The organism is Bacillus sp. 1780r2a1 (assembly GCA_024134725.1).
Classification (GTDB): domain Bacteria; phylum Bacillota; class Bacilli; order Bacillales; family Bacillaceae_H; genus Priestia; species Priestia aryabhattai_A.
Genome location: CP099863.1, coordinates 293,527 through 316,410, shown reverse-complemented (window position 1 = coordinate 316,410; position 22,884 = coordinate 293,527). Strand labels below are relative to the sequence as shown.

Below are 22,884 nucleotides of genomic sequence, written 5' to 3'. Positions count from 1 at the left end.
AGCTTCCTGCTACTATTCTTCTATGCTATTCTCGATTGCTCTCTTCTCTTTTTCTGTGTACATAGGACCAAAAGGAGCAAGTCGGTACACACCATCATTCTCATCTAATACGACCATGCCTGATGGTAAACCGCTTTCGCTAAAATAATCCTTCATAATGGAGCTATAAGACTCTGGTACATCATTAATAACGCTTGTTAGTACTTGATTCTCCCCCATATACGATTGATCATCAAGATAACCTATGACATAAATTCCTTTTTCTTTAGCTGTACTAATAATATCTCGATTATATGAATTTCCTTTAGCATAAATGACGTCGACTCCTTGGTCTACTAATTCATTCATTAACTCAACAGCCTTTTTACTATCATCTCGGCTATTTACCACTCGGTAAAAGAATTCAATATCCTCATCCACCGTCATCAATCCATTTTCAAAGCCTTTGTTTTTCTCACGAGCTTCAAATGCATCGATAAGGCCTACCTTGTTACTACTTGTTTTAAAACTAGCCGCAACTCCTGCTTCATATTCAGTTTGATATTGATCAAACGTATAGACTGTTTGGTTGGAATGTTCAGCGGTACCGTGTATTGTAACGAAGTGAACATGTGGATAAGAGGTTGCTAATTTATTAAAAAAAGGAGAGAACTCTCTTCCATGACCAATAATGACTTCGGCTTTTTCTTCAACTGCAGCCTGGACAGCATTTTCTATCTTTTGTTTACTATCAAGCTGACTGTAAACATTTGCAATGACGGGGAATTCATTCTCAATTTTCACTTTCCCTTTATAGGCTAAACTTCCCCAGCTCTGATCTATAATAGCATCACTAGTTAAAATCGCCACATGTTTTTTTTCAGCTGGTTCTGCACCTTGATTATGTAAAATCCCTTGTGCTTTTAGCATAATAACAGCAAAAAGAATGAAAAAGAACAGCACCGCAATAAAGATAATTATTTTTGATTGTTTTGCTTGTTCCAATATAATTCTCCTTTTTCAACTTCTTCCTTTATTATACAAAAAATAAACCCTTAAAAACTACATTTTCAGTCATTTTTTTTCTTTTTTCGACATTTTTTGCGCATATCAGTACTAAAATGCTTCTTTTTAGTAGCTGAAACGGACTTAATGACCTCTAAAAAAGTAAGAATTAATCTTCGTCTTTTACATCCATGTCTTCTGGAATAGGCTCACTTAAATATTCTTCCATCTGCTTTTTATATTTTTCAAGCTGTTCAAAATGCGTATTAAATTGTTCTTTGTTTATTACGTATTGTTCACCGTCAAAAACAGTACGAATCTTCCCCTGCTGAATAAGACTTTCAATATATTGCTCAGGTAAGGATAAATATTCAGCTGCTTCTGTTATTGTTAAATACATTTTTTATTCCTTCTTTCAAATAATAACTTACTTCTAGAATACCACGTTTAAAAGGAAAGAGCTTCAATAAGTCATTGAAGCTCTTTCAATAGTTCATTTAATTCTTGCTGGGACAGCTCTCTCCAAACCCCCGCTTCTAAATTTCCTAGGTGAATATTCATAATACGAACCCGCTGCAGACGCTCAACTCGGTAACCTAATGCTTTACACATTCTTCTAATCTGCCGATTAAGTCCTTGAGTTAAAATAATTTTAAACACATTGTCACTTATTTTTTCGACCTTGCACGGCTTAGTTATGGTATTTAAAACCTCAACACCGCTTTCCATTTGTAACACGAACTGCTCTGTAATTACCTTATCCACTGTAACAACATACTCTTTTTCATGACCATGCTCTGATCGAAGAATCTTGTTGAAAATATCACCGTCATTTGTCATTAAAATAAGACCTTCGGAAGCTTTATCCAGGCGGCCGACAGGAAAGATTCGCGTTGGATAATTTACAAAATCAATGATATTTCCCTCTACTTCTTTAGCTGCTGTACAGGTAATACCCACCGGTTTATGAAGCGCTAAATAAACAGAGTGTTCCTTACACGGAATAGCTCTTCCATCAATTAAAACTTCGTCATGCTCTGCTACCATTGTATTCTTATCGCTCACGGTTCCGTTAACCGTTACTCTACCTTCTATGATTAAGCGATTTGTTTGCCTTCTCGAACAAAAACCTGTTTCGCTAATATACTTTTGAATTCTCATCTTCTACTCGCTTTCTCTACCTTTTTCTTTATTTTAGAGAATGTAATGTTAAAAAGCATTAAGAATTTGAATAAGGTAAATTCATTGGGGTGACAAATTGCTGATGAATCATGCTGTAATACGCTCCTTTTTTATCCATCAATTCATCATGATTACCTTTTTCTTTAATGTTGCCATCTTCAATAAACATAATTGTATCTGCATGACGAATAGTGTTTAATCTATGGGCGATAATAAAGCTCGTTTTCCCTTGTAAGATGGTGCGTAGTGCCTCCTGAATGTACAATTCGGTTCGCGTATCAATATTACTGGTTGCTTCGTCCAGAATAAGCATTGATGGATTTGAAAGCAGCACTCTCGATATAGCAAGCAGCTGCTTTTGACCTTGGCTCAGATTATCACCGTTTTCCGCTAGCTTAGTCTCATACCCTTTTGGCAATTGATTAATGAAGTAATCTGCATTCGCTACTTTAGCCGCTTCTTTTACTTCTTGTTCACTTGCTTCTGGATTTCCGTATCGAATGTTGTCCATAATGGTTCCTGAAAATAAATATGTATCTTGAAGCACGATACCAAAGCATTTTCTCAGACTTTCTCTCGTGTAGTTCCGAATATCGATTCCATCAATTAAAATTTGCCCTTCAGAAATCTCATAGAACCTTGTGAGTAAATTAATAATAGTTGTTTTTCCAGCTCCAGTTGTTCCAACTAAAGCCGTGCTACTGCCTGCTTCTGCCCTAAAGCTAATATTTTTTAAAATAAATGCATCATCGCTGTAACCAAAGCTCACATTTTTAAATTCCACAATCCCTTTAGGGTTTGTTAAATCAATGGCATTCTTAGGGTCTGCATCTTCTTCTTTACTATCTAACACGTCAAATACTCGTTCAGCACCGGCCACGCCAGACTGGAGAGTATTAAAGATATTCGCAAGATCATTTAACGGACGTACAAATTGGCGCGAGTAGGTGATAAAACTTGCAATTAAGCCTACTGTAATGAGCTCATTAATAGCTAAATATCCCCCCACAACGGCAATAACCATAAAGCCAAAATTATTAATTACGTTCATCATCGGCATTAAAAATCCTGACCATATTTGTGCCTTTATACCAACTTCTCGCAGTCTCGTATTCACTTCTTCAAAGCGGTGAATGGACTTTTCTTCATAATTATAGGCTTTAACAACCTCCAAACCAGTGATCATCTCTTCAACATGCCCATTAAGCATGCCTAGCTCTTTTTGTTGCTCTTTAAATAACACTTTTGTTTTTCTAGCAATCGACTTTGTTAAAAGAAACATTAAAGGAATAGTAATAAGACTTGCTAGCGTAAGTAACGGACTTAAGACTAGCATCATCACTAATGACCCTATTAAAATAATTACACCAGACATGAGCTGCGTAATAGACTGAGAAATTGACGTGCTGACGTTATCAATATCGTTTGTTAATCGGCTCATCATTTCTCCATGTGTGCGTGAGTCAAAAAAGGCCACAGGTAGATTTTGCAGCTTACCAAACAAATGCTGTCTTAATCTTTTAACCATTCGTCCAATAATTCCGGCCATCATCCAGCCCTGTGAAAAATTTAATAAAGAGCTTGTGACGTACGCAACCAAAAGCGTCACTATCACGGTATTGAGCACGCTAAACGAAACAGATTTCGTCAGCGCCATCGTATCTACCGCTTTCCCAATTAAAAATGGAACGAACAGCACGATGATGGAGTCCATCATCGTCAACAGAAAAACAGTCGCCAAAAGCCCTTTATCTTCTCCAAAATAAGACCAGAGCCTCTTCATCGTTCCTTTAAAATCTTTCGGTTTTATCACTGGCCGTTGAAAGCGAGCCGCTCCTCCGCCACCCTGGCGGCCAGGCATAAGAGGTGCGCTATCCTTTTTCACTTCTTGATTGGTTCTTTGCGCCAAGTTAACGCACCTCCTTTTCAAACTGTGATTCGTAGATTTCTTTATAAGCTTGACACGTTTGTAATAGCTCCTCATGCTTGCCGTTTCCAACAATCTCACCGTTATCAACTACAAGAATTCGGTCTGCATCTGCTACCGTTGAGATTCGCTGTGAAACGAGAATGCACGTGATGTCATTAGCATATCTCTCCAGCGATTGTTTAATCTTTGCTTCAGTCGCCATATCCACCGCGCTGGTGCTATCATCTAAGATTAAGATTTCAGGCTGTTTAATTAGCGCTCGAGCAATCGAAACTCGCTGTTTCTGGCCGCCCGATAAGTTAACTCCACCCTGTCCAATTTCCGTTTCATACCCCGCTTTTGACCTTTGAATAAATCCATTTGCATCAGCCATTTCAGCTGCTAGCTGTACTTCTTCTTCAGACGCATCTTCTCGTCCCCAGCGGATATTATCACCAATCGTCCCCGTGAATAACATCGCTTTTTGAGCAACAATCGCAATTCTTTCACGTATGGCTTTTGGCTCAATCTCCCGAATGTCGCTATCGTTTAGTTTAATTGTTCCGCTCGTTGCATCATATAAGCGTGGAATTAAACTCACAAGACTGCTTTTTCCCGCACCCGTTTTTCCGATAATACCAAGAGTTTCTCCAGGCATACACGTAAACGTAACGTTTTTTAAGACCAGTTCTTGCGATGTTGCATTATATGAAAAAGACACATTTTCAAACTCGATTTTTCCTCCTTGATTAGAAACAAACTGTTCCTCTGTCCACGTCATATCGTTTTTTTCGCCTAGCACTTCACCAATGCGGCCAGCTGACGTTCTCGCTCGGACAAACATATTAAATACCATAGAAATCATCATAAGTGAAAAGAGAATTTGCGTCATATAGTTCGTAAACGCCACGACGTGTCCCACTTGAATTGTACCGCTTTCTACTCCATGACCCCCAATCCAAAGGACGGCCACAATTCCTACGTTCATCACAAGCATAATAATTGGACTAAAAATAGCAATGACTCTTGTGGCCGCAACCGATTTATCCTGAAGCTCATCGTTAAACCTGCTAAATTTTGCTGTTTCATAATTGAAGCGATTGAATGCTTTTACTACGCGAACACCTGATAAATAGTCTCGCATCGATCCATTGACTCGGTCGAGTGCATTCTGAAGCTTTGCAAAGCGCGGAATGCTGAGTTTAATATTCGTAATAAGCAGAACCACAATTATCGGTACGACAACCATAAGTACCACAGATAAATGAATATTTAACGTGGTTGCCATAATGAGGCCGCCAATTGCTAGTAAAGGCGCTTTAATATAAATTCTCATCAAACCGTTCACAAACAGCTGCACCTGCGTCACGTCATTTGTTAGTCTCGTAATTAACGACGCTCGGTCATAGTTATTGATTCGTTTAAAAGAAAGAGTTTGAATTCTTCTAAACAAATCAAGGCGCAGCTCAGCCCCAAAATTTTGAGACGTGATGCTTGCTAAAATGCTACGTGTCGAAGCTGCTACTCCTCCAAGCAGCGTCACGCCAAGCATCACCGCTCCCATCCGAAGCACATAGTCTAAATCCCGATTGGCTATTCCAACATCAATAATTTTTGCCATAATCGTTGGTTGCATCAAGTCACAAATCGCTTCTAGCATTAGGAACAAAAGTGCAATGCTAAAAGGCTTATAATATTTTTTTATGTATCCTCTGTAGTTACCCATACATCACCCCACACTTAGTTAATAGACTGCCAGCGAACAGCTCGTATAGTTTTATTATATTTAAATGATTAAACAATTTACCATCTTTTTACGTAGAAAGCAGTTTTGAGAAGATAAAAAAAGCTCAATTCCGTTTGGATTTGAGCTTTTTGTGTACTTTGAACGCTAGTTTAGCCAGTCTGAGAAACATATCTATACTGATACATCTTTACTAAGTGACGATGAGTCAAAGCTAAGGATAACATAAATATAACTTCAAACAGGTTTATCACAGCTGTACTTGGAAGAGAAAAAGGAATTGCGCTTCCTACAATCATCACTGCTACGCCAATCATCATGATGCTCCAATTCATGTGCTTGAAGATTAAGATACCGATAAAGAGTAAGATAAGCGCTACAACTATCACCATAATAGGTGGACCAGATGTTCCTACAATTCCATAGCGAGTAATACCATACTCACTTATAGCTGCCATATCATGACTAATTGTCTTTACTACTTCATAACTAATAAGGATTGCTGTGCTTATTAGAAAAAACACCTTCACAATTGGCTTGTTAGCCCAGCTAATATTGGCATGTTTTGCGACCCCATACCCAAACAAAATAAGTGTTGGCGTAAACAAAGCATGGAACCAGAAGCGGAGCAAGCTAAGAGCAAAGAGTATATTCCCCTCGCCAATAAATGAACCTATAAAGATAATTAAATTATCATAGATCAAACCTATGATTACTAAAGGAAAAGAAAGCATATAAACCGATAATGCTCTCTTCTTAATTAATTTGATACTGAATAGAAACAATGCTACGTAGAAAATAGTAAATAGTAGATAGAGAATGGTATCAATCATTTTTACTCCTTTTTATAAAAACAACCTTTTCAAACATAGATTGCTATCGTTATTAATCAAAATAGCTCAATAAAATTATGTTTAATCACTTCTTTTAATTCTGTTTGATTACGACATTTGGCTTTTCTAATGCCTGTGAAAGTGACCATTCGGCACGGTCATCCTTTTTTACTCGTACTTTTTCAACCCGAATATTTTGCTTTTTTAATGCTTTAATGATCATATCAATTGAATTCATACGACTCACTCTCCAAAGAAATGCTTAGTATTTGTTTTCTTTTATCCATGTTAGTGTAGTCTGTGCCATTTCATCCTGCTGATTTTTAACGGGGATAGATGCTTTCATATCTCCTTTTTGCGGTCCATACATTCCAAATTGAGCATGATTTCCACCTTTTATCTCATGCATTGTTGCATTCTTCGAAAGAAGTTGCTCCGTGTCTTGAATCTTATCTTTTGTAGATAAGCCGTCTTTTTCACCGTATATAGACAAAATAGGAAGGTTCGTGTTTGAGAAATCAGATGCTTCATCAGGATAAGAACCTAGCAGAATTAAACCGTCTACTTCCTTTGAATGAGCGTAGGCAAATTTAGAAGCAGTAACTCCTCCTAAAGAATGGCCACCTACGATCCACTTGTTTACTGATGAATAACTATCTATTACCTCTTGCGCTTTATTTGAGTCAAACAAGGCAAAGTTAAAGTTTACATTGGGTATTGCAACCAGATAACCTTCGTCTGCTAATTGTTTACCGTAGTAACTGTAAGCTTCAGGTTCTACTTTTGCACCTGGATACAACACGATCCCAATTTGGTTATTCTCTTTAGGATTAAAGATAACCCAATCTTCTTCTTGCTTAATTTCTTTTTTATCTATGAGTGTATAAAGCTTTTCAGATGGTTCATATGTTTGCTGTGACCATATAAAAAATCCTAGAAACCCCAATACTAGTAGAACGACAATACTAGCCAAAAGGTAGCCTATTTTTTTCTTCATCTATAAACCCTCTTTTCCTTGTAATTAAATTTGTTTGATTTACTTAAATCCATTAAACTAATATTAGATCCTTTAAATAATTATATATACCAAAAGGTTAATTAATCAACTAAATTAATATGTCTATTTTTTGAACTAGGAGGCTCCCTATGAGTGATAACATACCGAAGAAAAAGCCTGGAAGACCGAAAATAACAATTGAAAAGAATGTAACGAGGGAGCAAATCTTGAAAACTTCAGCTCATCTCTTTATGACATATGGATATGAAAGTGTCTCAATGGAACAAGTCGCAGAAGCAAGTGACGTAACAAAAGCAAGCGTGTACTATTACTTTAAAAATAAAGCAAATTTATTTACGGTATCCGTATCTAGTATGTTTGAGCGTATTACAATCCAAACAGAGCGACTGTTACAAAGTTCAAAAGGATTAAAAACTCGATTGTATGAAGTCACGTTAAATCATCTTCAAACACCGCATATCGACTTTGAAACACTATTAAACGAGGCTACTTCTTCACTTACAAAAGATCATATAAAAAAAATTCGTGGAGCAGAGAAAGAAGTGCATCAAGCACTGGAAGATATTTTCAAACAAGCGATGGAAGACGGTGATATCGTTCAGAGTAATCCCCTTCTCCTTGCCCATGCATTTTCAACAGTCACTATGATTCGAAATAAAAAAGAATTGATCAATGAACTCGGAGGGCCCGAAAAAACTGCTCAGTCGTTAGTAGACCTTTTTTGGGAAGGCATTAGTCCCAAGTGAAGGCACTATCCTTTTTAATAAAAAAGACAACTAACCTTATAAGGTTAGTTGTCTTCTTTTAAAATAAGCTTTGCCACTGATTCCACATGTCTGGACTGTACATGGCAACACACGAGATGTTGATAGGCTACTCTTCAGTAAATAGAGGGTGAGCAGCATTGATACTGTGATCTCTTACTGAAAATATTTATATAGGAGAGTAACTAATGAAGAAAAAATTTCAATTAATGTTTGTTTTTCGAACAAAGCAACTTTCACTACTACACTGTGTCGGAATGGATTATGAAAATGGAGCAATGTTTTGCGTTTTGTTAAATAGCCCAAACGATAGTGTACAAATTGATTGTATGACTGATCACTATCCAAAATCTTTAATGAGCCATTTAAGCGAAGAGAAAGAAAGGATTGATTGTGGCTTCTATGATATTCGGACCTGGGGAATGAGTTTGTACCATTAATCCATAAAAAAACAAAAGGTCTCACTTATCAAGAAATAATTGAGGCCTTTAAAATTAATTTTTCTTCAAATTATATTTATACGATAAGGTGTGTATCTTTGAAGATATGTATGAATGGTTGTCTTTCAAAGATTCTTTTATTGGATTCGATAAAGAGTCTATTTATATAAAATATAAATTCTTTTTTTATCTTTTTGAATCTTAAATGTTCTAAATACTTATCAGAAGATAAGTGCTCACTTTTATGAATTGGAACCCAGGAAAATGAGTTTATAACATGACTATTCGCCTTATAAACTTGCAAATAATAATTTTTCATCCTTGACTATTTATTAGTTCTTTACTAATAAATATAAGCTTTAAATATCTTCTCTTCAGCTAAAATAAGTCTGATAATTCAAATTTCAAACTTTACAATGTACATGCAAAGCATTTAAAATGGAAATATTAGTCTTTAATGTTTTGCTTAGTGCGTCTATTCATTTGAAAGGAGTGCTATATTGCAATGGAACTGGTCCTTTCAGCCACCAAATTAATTGGATTGTCAACACTAAACTAGACAGTTTTCTTAAGGTGCGTAAATTTGTATTCCACTGGACTTAAATAATCTAAAGTACCGTGGATGCGTAGATGGTTAAACCAGTGCACATAATCTGTAAACTCTCTTTGTAACTCTTCTAAGCTATCAAAATGACGTTTCTTTACAAACTCTGTTTTGATGATTTTGAATGTTGCTTCTGCTACTGCATTATCATACGGACAGCCTTTCAAACTTAGAAATCGCTTGATGTTAAACGTTTCTAGGGCCTCATCAATGACTTGGTTCTTATATTCTCTTCCTCGGTCAGTATGGAACATTTGAACCGTATGTAAATTACCTTTTATGGTTCTGGTGCAAAGATTGCATTTATTTGAAAGAGGTATATAGACTCCTAATGGAATCTGTTCTTATGCAGCCATTCCAAATAGTTGATGAATGAACTTCACTTGATTGTGGACAGACTTGTCCCGTAAAGCAAGTTGTCCTTTTTTAATGATATGCATTGCTTCTATTCCTGAAAGAATAGATTTAGCTGTCCGAAAAGATTTCAACCCTAACATCGAACGAACTCTCTTTTTAATAAAACGATGATCTTGTTCCACAATATTATTAAGATATTTAACTTGCCTTAGTTGGATGCCTACGGGCATCTTTTTCTCCTTCTTCAACTCTTCAATCGCCATAGGATAGGATGGGTTCTTGTCTACTGTGATAACACGAGGCTTTGAAACATGAAAAGACCGCAAAGCTTTCTTGAAAAATCGCTTTGCAGCCTTATGATCTCTTGTTTTGCTTAAATAAAAATCAATCGTATTTCCTTCTGAATCAACGGCACGATATAGGTACATCCATTGACCTTTGACTTTTACATACGTCTCATCGACTCGCCAAGAATCATTGGTTGGCTTAAGATGACGCCGTACTCGCTCATCTAATTCAGGACCATACTGATGAACCCAGCGCATGATGGTTGTATGAGCAATAGATAATCCGCGTTCTTCCATCATTTCGACTAAATCACGAAAACTGAGGCTGTACCGTAGGTACCATCTCACGGTTAATAAAATAATATCAGGTTGATAATGTTTCCACTTGAATAGATTTTGTTTTTCCATACTGATCACGTCCTTTTTTTAGAGTAATAGTATCAGTATGTCCAAGTTTGAGAGAATACTTGCAGATATTTTGAAGTTTTTGCACCAGAACCCTATTTTTCCTGTTTTCATTACTTGTTTTATAGATTCAAACAATCTCTTTTTTGTTTTTTTAGCGTAACCAAAATACTTCGTGCCAGTGCGAAATTTTGTGCACACGCCTCACTCCGAAATGGGCCCGAGACTTTTTGTTTCACCTTTTCCATTCGTAAATCCCGCTCAGCTAAGCTATTGTCAAATGGAACGTTTGGATTTACTGCAAGTAGTAATACGGAATCTTGACGCTTTGAAATCCGATTTAATAATTTTTCCGCATCATGATTTGTCATTGTAGCATTCTCCCTCTACCCTTTTTCAAGAATGGCTGTAATAGTAAGCTGTTAAAAAACGTCAATAAATGTTATAATATTTAGTAAATTCGATAATTAAGTTATTTGAAAGGAGAATATCAATTGTGAACTATATAATTCGAACTATGAATGAATACGATATTGCAGGAGTTCAACACGTTGCAAAAACTTCTTGGAATGATACATACAATGGGATTATACCCCAGAAAATTCAAGATGCTTTTCTAAGTCAGGCCTATTCAGAGGATATGCTGAAATTTCGAATGGAACATTCCCCCCTCCTAATTGCAGAAGAAAAAGGTAAAATTGTTGGGTTTATTAATACTTCTTTAACAAATGAAAATGGAGAGGCTGAGTTACTTGCTATTTACTTACTTCCAAATTACCAACGGAAAGGAATCGGAAAAGCACTTCTTCAAGAAGGAATACTTATTTTAAAGAATGTGCAGAGACTTTTTGTTAATGTAGAGAGTGATAACCAAAAAGGACATAATTTCTATGCAAAAAGAGGTTTTCAAGTTATAGATGTATTTAACGATGACTTTGACGGTCACACGTTAAATACAACAAAAATGCTTTTAAATATATCATAAAATTTTATATACTTAATATCAAAACACCATATTTATACAAAAATACATATAAAGTCTTCTTGGCACCATTTTATAGACTCTAACCTAACATAAGTAGGAAGACAAACTATCATTATGGTTGCCAACTTATCTATTGACATTTATTTAAGTAAATTCAGAGCTATCAAAGCAGCTAAGTGTTTTTAAAGAAGCCTTAGCTGCTTTTCATATTGCAAAACCTCGAGAGATAACAAAGGAGTTACAAAAATGAAAAAGGTAATTCATGTAGGAGTTTTAGGTCTTGGAACAGTAGGAAGTGGAGTAATTCATATTCTTCAAGAGCGCCGAGAAAAAATTTTTCTTGATACAGGATATGAAATACGAGTAAAGACAGTAGCAGTACGTGATTTGGAAAAAGAACGAGATGTTTCAATAGATGGAATTGTATTAACAAACAATTTAGATGATATTACAGATGATCCAGATATTGACATTATAGTGGAAGTAATGGGGGGGATTAAACACGCAAAGCAATCTATTATAAAAGCGTTCTATAATAAAAAGCATGTGGTGACTGCTAATAAAGATCTACTGGCTTCTTATAGTACTGAACTATTACAACTTGCGCATGAAAATGCATGTGATTTGTATTATGAAGCTAGTGTCGCTGGAGGTGTTCCTATCTTAAGGGGACTTATAGATGGACTAGCCTCAGATCATATTAGAAAAATAATAGGAATTATAAATGGGACAACAAATTATATACTTACAAAGATGAGTCAAAACGGATGGTCATATGATCAAGCACTTAAAGAAGCTCAAAATCTTGGGTTTGCAGAGGCTGATTCTTCTGCAGATGTAGACGGGTTGGATGCAGCGCGAAAATTAGCGATTCTTGCCAATTTAGGGTTTTCGATGAATATTTCTCTTGATGATATACATGTACGAGGGATTCGACATGTGGATAAGACAGATTTAAAAGTAGCGAAGAAATTAGGTTTGACTATGAAATTAGTGGGGAAAGCAGAAATGAGTAATTCAGTCATTAGCTTAAGTGTGGCGCCTACTTTATTACCGAATCATCATCCCCTCTCAAGTGTAAACAACGAATACAACGCTGTGTATGTACATGGTCAAGCTGTTGGAGAAGTTATGTTTTATGGACCAGGTGCTGGTAAATTACCAACGGCGTCAGCTGTAGTCAGTGATGTAATTTCTATTGTTAAAAATATGAATCTTGATACAAATGGTTACAGCCTTTTAAAAGAGCCTCAATCTTATATACTAAAACAAGATCAAGAAATTTTTTCTAAATATTTTATACGAATTCTTTTAAAAGATGAACGAGGGATACTCAAAAAAATCACTGAATGTTTTATGAACCAATCAATTAGTTTAAAAGAAATTATCGAATTGCCATTGGATGATGAACTTGTAGAAATTGTGATTGTTACACATCGAACTTCCAGATATCAGTTCGAACGGACTTTGAGATTATTAGAGGATGTGGCGGGTACTATTAAAAGTTACTACTGTATTGAGGTGGAGAAAGAGAATGCATAACAAAAAGGCTTCAAAAAAAATTGAAGCCTTTTTGTTATGCATTCTATATATATCCCGATTAATTTTCCGACATGGCTTGCGATCCAATTCGTTGGATTACCTTCTTCGGATATGCATTCAGATATTCCATAAAAGAATCGATTGACTTTGGAATATCTTTTCGTGTGGCATGAAATCGATTCGTAATTACACTTACTTTCAGCCATCTCAAAATACGCTCTACAGCGTTAATATTCAGGGAATAATATCGTTGCAACTTTTTAGAAAACAATCCTAGTTCATCAAAAATCGATAAGTTCATATTAAAAACGCCATCATTTCCTAGGACTATATAGAAAGAATGGCGTATTTTTTCATTTTAGAGGGAATTTTGTTTTGTTAGCTTGATAGCGATGTGGCAGGACCCGATAATCAAGATCATCGGAAGACATACTAATCATGTGGTCCAGTAAAGTTTCCCATTTTTTTCTACAGAAAATTGCAATCCAATTTTCTGTAAAACTTTAATAGACGGTTGATTATCTGGAGAACAAGTAGCTAAAACTTTCTTAACCTCTGGTTGGGAAAGTCCCCATTGAACAAGTGCTTTTCCCATTTCACTCGCATATCCTTTTCCCCTTTGATCTGGTACTATACTATATCCTATATTTATAGCTCCTTCCTCATTAGGACCACCTTTAAAACCCATATCACCTATAATTGTGTTCGTTTTTTTATGTATGATTAGACCTTCCCATTTATTTTCTATAGGAGTTTCTTTGAACTTATTAATCTTGTAAGAGAAAAATTGTCGATATTCTAGTAAAGGCCATTCAGAATGCACATTTAATGAAAATCTCTCTGTAAAAGTATGTTTGTTTTTCATTATCTTTTCCATCATTTCGACTGTAAATGTTGTCATAATAAGTCGATTTGTATGTAGTTCTGGCATATTGATTTCTCCTTTTTTATAAAAAATAATATAACTATATTCGGAAAGGAAGATAGAAAATCCTGTTATATATCATATTTATATGAAGTTTACATAAGACATCATTGGGGTTCAGCCGAGATACGTGTAAAAATGGGTCATAGACTGGATTTTATTTCCATAACATGACCCATATATTTTTTATACAGGTATATTCTCTTCTATTGGCTGTGGGATGTTTTTTAAATCAATCACATAATCGCCAAAACGTTTTAGATGTTTCGTCATATATGGGCTTAACATCACTAGATCTTCCCGTGAGAATTGATAACCTTCTCTTTTGAGCTGCCACAAAATCATAGTTATATCAACAACATTTTGAAAAATGACTGCATTGGCAACGAGATCATTATACTTAATTCGTTTTTCTTGTTCTAGTGGATCATTTTCAGTAATAATCCCATCCCCGCCAAAGAATAACCATTTTGAAAAACCATTATATGCTTCCACTTTATTCGTACTAGCTGTAATTTGCTCTCTTAATTTCATATCTGAAATATACCTAAGAAAAAATATCGTTCGATTGAAGAAGTAAAAATATCTTATGAGTTTCAGAAGAATTCTAGTCATATGTTAGTAATTACGCTGAAGTAAAAATGTAAAAAGAACTCTCTTTACATTTTCTTAGGATTCTTTTACTACTACTGATGCGTTATGTACACAATACTTGTATAGATAAGGCTATACAATCCTTTTTAGTACTCTTTAATAAAAGGGGGAGAAAAAATGGTGAAAGCAGTTATTTTCGATTTAGATGGAACTTTGTTGGATAGAGATAGTTCCCTTAAACCTTTTATTAAAAATCAATACACGAGGTATATTAATGAACTAAAACATGTACCTGAAGAACAATATGTAAACTGATTTATTGAGTTAGATAATAAGCATCCTCAGACAATAGAGTACATTTTATCCCCTTACCATCTTTAAATACACAACCTATCATTTCACCAATCTCAAATACAAATGATGTTTTCTTATCCCCCGCACTAAACTTAGGAGATCTTTCTTCAACAGTTGGAAACTCTTCATGCCTTATATATTTAAATTCAAAAAAATTAACTGTTATTTGATACAGATCACCGTTCCCCTCCATATCAAGAACACAATAATACTCTTCTATTGTTGAAAATTTACCTTTTAACAATTCATCCTGATTAAGTAGCTTTATATCTACAGTAACCCCCTCATAAATACATAAGAGTGTCTGTAACACCCACCACTATCACGATCAATAGGATAATATTTACCCAAATGAAACACCACCAATAGTGAAATTTTCTAGCAATTAACTAAAAATTTCACATACCATAATAAATATATAACCCTAGTACTATAAGACTAAAAATCCGAGAATAAAAATAACAGAAAATAGGTAACCCTATAGCTAGCTGACCAAACCAAGTATCGTAGATATAATTATGTATTGGCAGAGTGGACAATTAAAAATTAACCAGCTGGTAGCCCTTCGATTAGGCTGTATGACACGGTTTCTTCTGCCATAGCGCTATCGCTCTTTGCTTGTAGTAAGATATTCCCCTTTTGGGGAAACAGTTCGTTTAAATAGCTTAAATAACTCTCTCTTTTTTGCCCTTTTTCATGTAATGCAAATGAAATTAACATTCCAATCGTTGAAAAACCTGTTTTTGCTGTTTTTCCTTTACCTTCAACCGTCTTATATATTTTATTACTGTTTTTTAAGACAGTGTTTAGGGTACTTCTAGGAATATTAATTGCTTCACATAGTTCTTTTTGTGTAAAGTATAGCACAGGTTTGTTTTTAGAATTCATTGATAGGAAAGCGATAATATCCGCTTCCCACTCATGCCAATGAGAACGTACTCTATCCTCACGTTGTTTTTTGTGTTTTTTCCAGAATGCAGCTGGTGCTCTAAACGAATTAACTTGTCCTGGAGTCCCATATGTTTGAAGTAAACGATCAATGTAATCTTTATGTGCAGCCTGGTATTTTCCTGAATATGCAGACATGACAATTCCTCTAACCTCAGCATGATCTAAAGGTTGATCTAGGTTACTATTAAACTGATCCATCATGTCTAATGTCTCTTTAATTGACACTTGACTTTGAAAACATGCTAATGACAAAGTGAAAATCGCATTGTTTCGCCCTGCTTTTGTCTGTTGTGGCGCTATATTCGTACAATTAATAATTTGTTTAAACCACGCTTCTTCAACCTGTTTTGGTTGCTCTACTGGTTTGTTTTTAGAGAATGAAGTTTCAATTACGTTATTTTCACCTGGTATTACAAAAAATTCTTTGCCTTTGTTATCATCTTGTCTCTTACTCCAATCTTGCAGTTCCTTGAAAGAATATACATTTTCCTCGAAAAACATAATGATATTCTCTTCCGAAGGCATTCTGAAGAAACCAAAGTGATTACATGTTAAATCCACGTTTGGCAAACTCTCAGCAAACATTTCTCTCAAGTTTTGAGAAATTCTTTTTGCTGATTTAATAGCAATATAGTTCTTATTATTTGTTACATATACAGCTTTATCTAGCACATAATATACTTGGTAACCCTTTGTAGATTGAAGAATCATAGTTGGCACACCAAAACCAGCATTTAACGCAACATCGTTAATCGCTGTCATTGGGAATGTCTTTGAATCAATGTCAATTACAAAGCAATTAATTTGCTGTAAGTTCTTTTCTGTATGCCCAACGATAGTACGAAGACCATTCTCGCCATATGTACCAAAATTATATACATTAGGAGTCCAGTGAGAAGCTTGTCCAACATGATCCAGTGTAGCTTCCTCAGATGTTAACACTACCCCTCTTGTACCAAAAGGTGCGCTTAAATCTTCCTTCTTACGAGTAATAAAAATAGATCCTTTTTTATTCTTCTTGCCATTTAGGGTTCTGGTGCAAAGATTGCATTTATTTGAAAGAGGTATATAGACTCCTAATGGAATCTGTTCTTATGCAGCCATTCCAAATAGTTGATGAATGAACTTCACTTGATTGTGGACAGACTTGTCCCGTAAAGCAAGTTGTCCTTTTTTAATGATATGCATTGCTTCTATTCCTGAAAGAATAGATTTAGCTGTCCGAAAAGATTTCAACCCTAACATCGAACGAACTCTCTTTTTAATAAAACGATGATCTTGTTCCACAATATTATTAAGATATTTAACTTGCCTTAGTTGGATGCCTACGGGCATCTTTTTCTCCTTCTTCAACTCTTCAATCGCCATAGGATAGGATGGGTTCTTGTCTACTGTGATAACACGAGGCTTTGAAACATGAAAAGACCGCAAAGCTTTCTTGAAAAATCGCTTTGCAGCCTTATGATCTCTTGTTTTGCTTAAATAAAAATCAATCGTATTTCCTTCTGAATCAACGGCACGATATAGGTACATCCATTGACCTTTGACTTTTACATACGTCTCATCGACTCGCCAAGAATCATTGGTTGGCTTAAGATGACGCCGTACTCGCTCATCTAATTCAGGACCATACTGATGAACCCAGCGCATGATGGTTGTATGAGCAATAGATAATCCGCGTTCTTCCATCATTTCGACTAAATCACGAAAACTGAGGCTGTACCGTAGGTACCATCTCACGGTTAATAAAATAATATCAGGTTGATAATGTTTCCACTTGAATAGATTTTGTTTTTCCATACTGATCACGTCCTTTTTTTAGAGTAATAGTATCAGTATGTCCAAGTTTGAGAGAATACTTGCAGATATTTTGAAGTTTTTGCACCAGAACCAATTAATTTATACTTAGGAAGCAACGGTTCTTTGCTTAATGGTATTACTCTTCATAATCATATTGATCATACCATCCACTAGTCTGTACTACTTCTGTATATGATAAGTTCACAATATAATTAATTAAATCTTCAAAACACGTAATGTGAGCTATTTCTTCCAAGTCTTGTGTTTTTAAAGCCTTAATTGAAAAGATAAACTCTACGATATCAATTCTTATCTTCTCAGGTGATTTCCTAGCAAAAATATCAAAGTCTTCTAATCCTATATCTACTAACCCATCTTTTTTATAGTAAGAAAGCGCTCTACATTTAGACCATTCTACTAATGTCACATCATAAATATCTGCGGCGCTATAAATTAAATCTACTGCTTTCTCATAAAAATTAATTTTAGATTTCCCTTCTAAATCTTCCTTTAAATAAAATAGCAGCATTCCGTCCCGTTGAGGAACTTCCGCAATATGATACTCATACATTGGACTGTTGTTAATTTTGTTTAAAATTTCTTGTCTGTTCAAATCTAATTTCTCCCTTCGGTGTCTTTTAAAACACATACTAAAATTCGGTACTTTTTAATTTTTAAAACCAGTCTTGAAAAGTTTCTATTTAGTATAAATTTTTTGTAAATAATCACCGTTTATCCTGTTAACTTTTCAAAACTAGTTAAATAGCTAGCTACATTATAAATGCAAAATAAAGAGCAGATGAAAAAACTTTATTTTTTATAAAATATAGTCGCTACTAGCAATTAAGTTTATGTTCCCTCTATATAAATTCCTACAACGTTTAAGTTATAATTCTGTGCTTTTTTAAAGGGATCTTCTCTTTTAAAGAAACTGTTTTCTATAGCGGCTTTGCTTATTACTAGCATATCAATAAAAAATTTTTTTCTATCCTTGCCCCTTGTTTCCTTAAAAATCTGCAGAATATAATGTCGATGAATTTTTCAATCAGCATATATGAAAGCTGTTTTGAGATCAGTTTCGCTTTCTTTTCTAAAAGACCTAGTTTCTCTAGCAACTGTACTCATTACCTCAAGGATATTAAGGCAATCATAATTTTTTCAAAAAAAATTTATTTTTTGTGCTCTTGCCTCTTGTTTCCTTGAAAATCTGCAGAATATAATGCCAATGATTTTCAATCAGCATATATGAAGATTGCTTTGTAGACTAAACGTATTTCTTTTATAAAAGAGCTAGCTTCTCTAACAATTGTTCTCATTACTTCGAGGGTATTGAAGGGTTCAACAATTTTAAAAAAATTTATTTTTGGGTTATCTCCCCTTGTTACCCTGAAAATCAAGAGAATATAATGTCGATGAATTTTTTAATCAGCATATATGGAAAAGTCGCGCTTTCTTTAAAAGAAATGATCTACAGACGCTTTGCTCATTGCTTCAAGGAGATTGAGGCGATCACAAATCTTTTTGAAAAAATTTATTTTTGTGCTCTTGCCCCTTGTTTCCTTAAAAAATTAGAGAATATAATGCTGATGAAATTTTCAATTACTAGTAAGGAGAGGATGCACCTGACTATTACACGGCACTTTGCCTTACCTGAAGAAGGTGTCAATGTAAACACACTTATTCAACATATTCTCGTGACAGAGTTGGACAAACTGCTAGATTCACAGTTACATAGTCCCTCATCAACAGAACAACCCATTGTAAGGAGTGATTGTGATTGAACTTTAATAAAGTTCAGTTTCATCGAATCTATAAAACAGAATTGGTGAAGCAGCTTGAAGAACTTTGTGAGAAAGGCTACATATCTCCTTTCTTGTTAAAGAAGTTTATTGAATTAGCAATTTGGAGGAAGACAAATGAAAGAAAAAGAAGTTGAGTTATTTCCTGGTCAGTGTACAGGAACAATTAAAGTATTTATTAATTGCCTAGAAATCCAAGAACCGATTCAACTTGAGCTGGAATTAGTATTCCAAGATTAAAAGAAAGACCATTTTGTATAAAATACGCCTATTTCCGTCAAAGCTTATAGGCGGAGGTGTATTTTATGCGAAAGAAGATTAATTTAAAAACTAATTCAGAAGTGAATGACGTAGCGAATTTGTGGATTCAACATTTAATTCAACGTATTATCGTTGAACAGTTAGACATCCCTCCTCGCTTACAGTCAAAAATACTTTATAAAAAAAGGGGAAATACAAAAAATGAAGACATTAAAAGTCGTAGCTCATCGTCGTATTAGTACAGAAAGTCAAGATTTACGTATGCAAGAAAGCGCAGATGCTCCATATCGTGAACAACATCCTTCGAATCAGTTAGTTATCATTAACGAACATGGTGTTTCAGCTAATAAATTAAGTATTAAGGATCGACCTAAGATGCAAAAACTCATTAAAATGATTAAAAATAACGAGGTTAAAGTGCTGTACACGTTTGATCGCTCACGACTCTTTCGAGATTTCTATGAAGCAAACCTTTTTTTGTCATTGTGTAAAAAGCATAATGTAAAGATTATTTTTACTTCAAGTGGCCATCAACAAGCATCTGATAGCACATTGATTGAAGGTGTAATGAATATTGTGGGTGATATTGAAGGTGAAAATATCGCGAGAAGAAGCGCAGAAGCTAGAAAAAGGTTTCCTGCGCAAAAGTTTGGATATGAAAAAAAAAAGAAACTAAACAATACATCAAAGATTTAGTAAAATCAGCAATCATCATTGATTTCTTTAAAGAACTTGCCGAAGTTAAAAGTGTTTTGGAATTAGACAATGTATTAACCAAGTATAAGAAGTTGCTCAAAAAGAAACCTGATGACCTTCTTAAACTAGCCACTGATCCGTTCTATGCAGGTTATGATTTGAGTAATGGTGAAAACAAGCTTCAACACGTTGAACCATATTTATCGTTGAAAAGTTTTAAGGACTTACAAACTAAAAATGTAATGATTTCACAGTATGCAAATAAAAAGACGGAATTATTAAATGAGAATACATTTGAACCTTATTGTGGAAAGTGTGAAAAGCCAATGAAGTTTAAATTTAGCGTTTTAGAAGATAAGGCTTGGTATACTTGCTCAAATCAATCTAACCATCCAAAGATTCTGTTATCAACTCAGGATTTAACTTGCGTGGTGAATAGAATCCTAGATAAAGCGCTTCAAGAACTTGATACTAGTAAAATTATTAAAGATTCTCGGCAATACTTTAACAATATGCGCAAAGTTATTCATAAGGAACTATCTGCAATTACTAGAAAAAAGGAACAGCTGCGTCAAAGAATCATATTAGAGAATGATGAGCTGACAAACTGGAGAGATTCTCCAACTTACAGTGAACTATCAAAACTTGAAGATATGCAACAACAACTTCTAAAGGAAGTCAATGAAAAGGAAGAGTTACTACTAGATAATAAGGAGCTAACTATGTTAGCAACCGAATACTTACTTAAATCTAAACAGAAGAATCTTTTTTCCTTAGCTCCTATGCTTGTTGAGCGCTTAGATATTTACCCTGGAAAAATTAATATTACAATGAGTCGATTTGACTACCTAAAACATTTAAATAATCAGTACGTGTTTAAAGGAGGTAATTTGTATTGAAAATGGCTTTTGCATATATCCGTTACTCTTCTCATAAGCAAGTAGATAACAATAGTGTAGAAATTCAAAAACAACACATCCACGAATTTGCAAAGCGAAATCAATTGGTTGTACCTGAAGAATTTATTTTTATTGAAGAAGCCACAAGTGCTTACTCTAAATCTGCTAAACAAAGGAAACAACTAATGAACTTAAAGGAAAAGATGATTGAGATGAATATCTCAATCGTCATTTTCCACGATATTTCTCGTATGGATCGTACAGGTTATTCTTTTACAATTGATTTTTACCGCCCGCTATTGGAATATTTACCTAATTTAAACGTATATACGACAGAATCGAATGAACCAATCAATCCAAATAGCTTAAATACAAAAATGATTTTTTTACTATCTCAACATGAATCAGAAATTAAGTCAGAACGTGCTTTGAATAACTTAATGGGTGTGCTTCAACAAGAAAAAGCAAATCGTCCTGGTTCAATTGCTCCTTATGGATATACGCAAGTAGATAAGCAACTTGTTCCTAATCAGGACGCTGAAATTGTCTCATTTATTTCATTTCTTTATACCTGGGGATATTCTTTCAAAAAAATTGCATTTCTTTTAAATGAAGCCAATATCCCCTCTCCTACAGGAAAACAGTGGCCAACAAGTACAGTAGAAAAGATCTTAGGTAACTCTGTTTATACTGGTAACCTTACTTGGCATATTCATAAAGGGAAACATAAAAATAATGTATTTACATTTAAAGACTCACATGAGCCATTAATGAGCGCTTTTGAACTTCAACTACACTCATACAATAAACAAATTCAAAAAGAGTTTGGACGATTGGATACACCATTTTTATTTCTCAAAAAAATTAGATGTAGTCATTGTCACCAATCTCTTATTACGCAAAATGGATCTACAAAGCGTAATGGCGTTACCTATCACTACCATTACTACATTTGTAAAAATTGCGACTATAAAGTATCAATTGATAAAGTGCACAAACGCTTAGTTCCTTTGATTCTTCAACACATTCAACAGCTTGCTTTATCAAAAGAGAATAAACAAATGACCTTAACTACACTGAGAAATATTGAAGCGAACCTTAAAGAAGTGATTTGTGAAGCTGAAAATACAGCTCATAGCCTCTTTAAAAAGTTAGAACAAGCTCAAAGCATTAAAGACCCTGAGTTAGAACTGCACATTACAGATATGATGGCTAAGAACGAAAACATGTTATTGACTTGCCAGCAAAAATTAACTGTCTTAGAAAGCTACTACCTAGCAGTTGAATCTAATGAATTTTTTGCAAGATTTGATAACGTTCTGGAGTATCAATTAGACTCACCTGAGCATCGACTTCTGATTTTATACTTCGTTGAATACGTACTTATTTCTACTGATCAACAGCCACTTATTCAATATAAGGATAATATCTTTCAGTTTCTAGAGGCTTCTAAATCAAGTAGTGACGAATAGATTCGTTACCGAACATTTCAACATCTGAATAGTTGAAAAATAGAACAAAGTTTACAAGGGGTTTCAGTTTATAAAGTTC

At 34.7% G+C, this 22,884-nt stretch carries 21 protein-coding genes and 6 pseudogenes; 10 read left to right on the top strand and 17 right to left on the bottom strand.

The genetic code is table 11. The features are described 5' to 3' along the window. Window positions 1–12: 12 nt before the first annotated feature. The 8 genes from NIZ91_01740 to NIZ91_01705 all read right to left on the bottom strand — a co-directional run bounded on the left by NIZ91_01740 (window position 13) and on the right by NIZ91_01705 (window position 7,649). Window positions 13–984 (bottom strand): BMP family ABC transporter substrate-binding protein, encoded by a 972-nt coding sequence (locus NIZ91_01740; protein USY55430.1) that lies wholly within the window; start codon window positions 982–984, stop codon window positions 13–15. Window positions 985–1,153: 169 nt separating this feature from the next. Continuing rightward, the gene (locus tag NIZ91_01735) at window positions 1,154–1,384 is read right to left on the bottom strand and encodes an excisionase family DNA-binding protein (protein ID USY55429.1); all 231 of its coding nucleotides are present in this window, start codon (window positions 1,382–1,384) and stop codon (window positions 1,154–1,156) included. 71 nt (window positions 1,385–1,455) lie between these two features. Then, the gene (locus NIZ91_01730) at window positions 1,456–2,145 is read right to left on the bottom strand and encodes a pseudouridine synthase (protein USY55428.1); all 690 of its coding nucleotides are present in this window, start codon (window positions 2,143–2,145) and stop codon (window positions 1,456–1,458) included. A gap of 58 nt (window positions 2,146–2,203) precedes the next feature. After that, a complete protein-coding gene (locus tag NIZ91_01725) occupies window positions 2,204–4,027 on the bottom strand; it encodes an ABC transporter ATP-binding protein/permease (protein USY57065.1) in 1,824 nt (607 codons plus the stop codon). A 49-nt stretch (window positions 4,028–4,076) separates the two neighbouring features. Next, window positions 4,077–5,801 carry an ABC transporter ATP-binding protein/permease gene (locus tag NIZ91_01720; GenBank protein ID USY55427.1) on the bottom strand — a complete coding sequence of 575 codons (1,725 nt, stop codon included), beginning with the start codon at window positions 5,799–5,801 and terminating at the stop codon, window positions 4,077–4,079. 170 nt (window positions 5,802–5,971) lie between these two features. After that, the gene (locus NIZ91_01715) at window positions 5,972–6,652 is read right to left on the bottom strand and encodes a hypothetical protein (protein USY55426.1); all 681 of its coding nucleotides are present in this window, start codon (window positions 6,650–6,652) and stop codon (window positions 5,972–5,974) included. Window positions 6,653–6,746: 94 nt separating this feature from the next. Continuing rightward, on the bottom strand, window positions 6,747–6,890 hold the full coding sequence (locus NIZ91_01710) for a hypothetical protein (GenBank protein USY55425.1): 144 nt from the start codon (window positions 6,888–6,890) through the stop codon (window positions 6,747–6,749). A 24-nt stretch (window positions 6,891–6,914) separates the two neighbouring features. Further along, entirely contained in the window at window positions 6,915–7,649 is a 735-nt protein-coding gene (locus NIZ91_01705; protein USY55424.1) for an alpha/beta hydrolase, read from the bottom strand. 149 nt (window positions 7,650–7,798) lie between these two features. Between NIZ91_01705 and NIZ91_01700 the strand changes: the two genes are divergently transcribed. Then, window positions 7,799–8,416, top strand: a complete 618-nt coding sequence (locus NIZ91_01700; protein USY55423.1) for a TetR/AcrR family transcriptional regulator — start codon at window positions 7,799–7,801, stop codon at window positions 8,414–8,416. A gap of 206 nt (window positions 8,417–8,622) precedes the next feature. After that, window positions 8,623–8,874, top strand: coding sequence for a hypothetical protein (locus tag NIZ91_01695; GenBank protein ID USY55422.1), 252 nt, complete (start codon window positions 8,623–8,625; stop codon window positions 8,872–8,874). 555 nt (window positions 8,875–9,429) lie between these two features. On the opposite strand, the pseudogene NIZ91_01690 reads toward NIZ91_01695, so the two are convergent. The 3 genes and pseudogenes from NIZ91_01690 to NIZ91_01680 all read right to left on the bottom strand — a co-directional run bounded on the left by NIZ91_01690 (window position 9,430) and on the right by NIZ91_01680 (window position 10,898). Next, window positions 9,430–9,738 (bottom strand): annotated as a pseudogene (locus tag NIZ91_01690) (IS3 family transposase). An 84-nt stretch (window positions 9,739–9,822) separates the two neighbouring features. Continuing rightward, complete coding sequence (locus NIZ91_01685) at window positions 9,823–10,530, bottom strand: IS6 family transposase (protein USY55421.1); 708 nt, start codon at window positions 10,528–10,530, stop codon at window positions 9,823–9,825. A 146-nt stretch (window positions 10,531–10,676) separates the two neighbouring features. Next, window positions 10,677–10,898, bottom strand: a pseudogene (locus NIZ91_01680) (transposase). A 146-nt stretch (window positions 10,899–11,044) separates the two neighbouring features. Here NIZ91_01680 and NIZ91_01675 point away from each other — a divergent pair. Both NIZ91_01675 and NIZ91_01670 read left to right on the top strand, forming a co-directional pair. Next, window positions 11,045–11,512: a GNAT family N-acetyltransferase gene (locus tag NIZ91_01675; protein USY57064.1), complete on the top strand. Its 468-nt coding sequence runs from the start codon at window positions 11,045–11,047 to the stop codon at window positions 11,510–11,512. Window positions 11,513–11,758: 246 nt separating this feature from the next. Beyond that, window positions 11,759–13,054, top strand: coding sequence for a homoserine dehydrogenase (locus NIZ91_01670; GenBank protein ID USY55420.1), 1,296 nt, complete (start codon window positions 11,759–11,761; stop codon window positions 13,052–13,054). Between the two features lie 436 nt (window positions 13,055–13,490). Here the strand turns inward: NIZ91_01670 and NIZ91_01665 are convergent, their stop codons facing one another. Together NIZ91_01665 and NIZ91_01660 are read right to left on the bottom strand one after the other, a co-directional pair. Continuing rightward, entirely contained in the window at window positions 13,491–13,985 is a 495-nt protein-coding gene (locus tag NIZ91_01665; GenBank protein USY55419.1) for a GNAT family N-acetyltransferase, read from the bottom strand. Window positions 13,986–14,165: 180 nt separating this feature from the next. Next, window positions 14,166–14,546 (bottom strand): annotated as a pseudogene (locus NIZ91_01660) (transposase). A gap of 204 nt (window positions 14,547–14,750) precedes the next feature. On the opposite strand from NIZ91_01660, the pseudogene NIZ91_01655 reads away from it, so the two are divergent. Continuing rightward, window positions 14,751–14,885: pseudogene (locus tag NIZ91_01655) on the top strand (L-2-haloalkanoic acid dehalogenase). Window positions 14,886–14,892: 7 nt separating this feature from the next. Here NIZ91_01655 and NIZ91_01650 read toward each other — a convergent pair. The 4 genes and pseudogenes from NIZ91_01650 to NIZ91_01635 form a co-directional block, all read right to left on the bottom strand. Next, window positions 14,893–15,278 (bottom strand): annotated as a pseudogene (locus NIZ91_01650) (hypothetical protein). A 195-nt stretch (window positions 15,279–15,473) separates the two neighbouring features. Then, window positions 15,474–16,955 (bottom strand): annotated as a pseudogene (locus NIZ91_01645) (primase C-terminal domain-containing protein). Window positions 16,956–16,970: 15 nt separating this feature from the next. Continuing rightward, window positions 16,971–17,678: an IS6 family transposase gene (locus tag NIZ91_01640; GenBank protein ID USY55418.1), complete on the bottom strand. Its 708-nt coding sequence runs from the start codon at window positions 17,676–17,678 to the stop codon at window positions 16,971–16,973. A gap of 136 nt (window positions 17,679–17,814) precedes the next feature. Next, window positions 17,815–18,291, bottom strand: coding sequence for a hypothetical protein (locus tag NIZ91_01635; protein USY55417.1), 477 nt, complete (start codon window positions 18,289–18,291; stop codon window positions 17,815–17,817). A gap of 1,164 nt (window positions 18,292–19,455) precedes the next feature. Between NIZ91_01635 and NIZ91_01630 the strand changes: the two genes are divergently transcribed. The 5 genes from NIZ91_01630 to NIZ91_01610 all read left to right on the top strand — a co-directional run bounded on the left by NIZ91_01630 (window position 19,456) and on the right by NIZ91_01610 (window position 22,805). Beyond that, window positions 19,456–19,614, top strand: a complete 159-nt coding sequence (locus tag NIZ91_01630) for a hypothetical protein (GenBank protein USY55416.1) — start codon at window positions 19,456–19,458, stop codon at window positions 19,612–19,614. A gap of 168 nt (window positions 19,615–19,782) precedes the next feature. Beyond that, window positions 19,783–19,977, top strand: a complete 195-nt coding sequence (locus NIZ91_01625; GenBank protein ID USY55415.1) for a hypothetical protein — start codon at window positions 19,783–19,785, stop codon at window positions 19,975–19,977. After that, window positions 19,940–20,434 carry a recombinase family protein gene (locus NIZ91_01620; GenBank protein ID USY55414.1) on the top strand — a complete coding sequence of 165 codons (495 nt, stop codon included), beginning with the start codon at window positions 19,940–19,942 and terminating at the stop codon, window positions 20,432–20,434. The genes NIZ91_01625 and NIZ91_01620 overlap by 38 nt, the downstream gene beginning before the upstream one ends. Before the next feature lie 56 nt (window positions 20,435–20,490). Continuing rightward, window positions 20,491–21,333: a hypothetical protein gene (locus tag NIZ91_01615; GenBank protein USY55413.1), complete on the top strand. Its 843-nt coding sequence runs from the start codon at window positions 20,491–20,493 to the stop codon at window positions 21,331–21,333. Window positions 21,334–21,335: 2 nt separating this feature from the next. After that, window positions 21,336–22,805: a recombinase family protein gene (locus tag NIZ91_01610; GenBank protein ID USY57063.1), complete on the top strand. Its 1,470-nt coding sequence runs from the start codon at window positions 21,336–21,338 to the stop codon at window positions 22,803–22,805. Window positions 22,806–22,884: the final 79 nt, after the last annotated feature.

Coding starts and splice junctions, on each gene's coding strand:
- NIZ91_01735 (USY55429.1), bottom strand. CDS start 1,384: ATGTATTTAACAATAACAGAAGCAGCTGAATATTTATCCTTACCTGAG.
- NIZ91_01730 (USY55428.1), bottom strand. CDS start 2,145: ATGAGAATTCAAAAGTATATTAGCGAAACAGGTTTTTGTTCGAGAAGG.
- NIZ91_01725 (USY57065.1), bottom strand. CDS start 4,027: ATGCCTGGCCGCCAGGGTGGCGGAGGAGCGGCTCGCTTTCAACGGCCA.
- NIZ91_01720 (USY55427.1), bottom strand. CDS start 5,801: ATGGGTAACTACAGAGGATACATAAAAAAATATTATAAGCCTTTTAGC.
- NIZ91_01715 (USY55426.1), bottom strand. CDS start 6,652: ATGATTGATACCATTCTCTATCTACTATTTACTATTTTCTACGTAGCA.
- NIZ91_01710 (USY55425.1), bottom strand. CDS start 6,890: ATGAATTCAATTGATATGATCATTAAAGCATTAAAAAAGCAAAATATT.
- NIZ91_01705 (USY55424.1), bottom strand. CDS start 7,649: ATGAAGAAAAAAATAGGCTACCTTTTGGCTAGTATTGTCGTTCTACTA.
- NIZ91_01700 (USY55423.1), top strand. CDS start 7,799: ATGAGTGATAACATACCGAAGAAAAAGCCTGGAAGACCGAAAATAACA.
- NIZ91_01695 (USY55422.1), top strand. CDS start 8,623: ATGAAGAAAAAATTTCAATTAATGTTTGTTTTTCGAACAAAGCAACTT.
- NIZ91_01685 (USY55421.1), bottom strand. CDS start 10,530: ATGGAAAAACAAAATCTATTCAAGTGGAAACATTATCAACCTGATATT.
- NIZ91_01675 (USY57064.1), top strand. CDS start 11,045: ATGAATGAATACGATATTGCAGGAGTTCAACACGTTGCAAAAACTTCT.
- NIZ91_01670 (USY55420.1), top strand. CDS start 11,759: ATGAAAAAGGTAATTCATGTAGGAGTTTTAGGTCTTGGAACAGTAGGA.
- NIZ91_01665 (USY55419.1), bottom strand. CDS start 13,985: ATGCCAGAACTACATACAAATCGACTTATTATGACAACATTTACAGTC.
- NIZ91_01640 (USY55418.1), bottom strand. CDS start 17,678: ATGGAAAAACAAAATCTATTCAAGTGGAAACATTATCAACCTGATATT.
- NIZ91_01625 (USY55415.1), top strand. CDS start 19,783: ATGCGAAAGAAGATTAATTTAAAAACTAATTCAGAAGTGAATGACGTA.
- NIZ91_01620 (USY55414.1), top strand. CDS start 19,940: ATGAAGACATTAAAAGTCGTAGCTCATCGTCGTATTAGTACAGAAAGT.
- NIZ91_01610 (USY57063.1), top strand. CDS start 21,336: ATGGCTTTTGCATATATCCGTTACTCTTCTCATAAGCAAGTAGATAAC.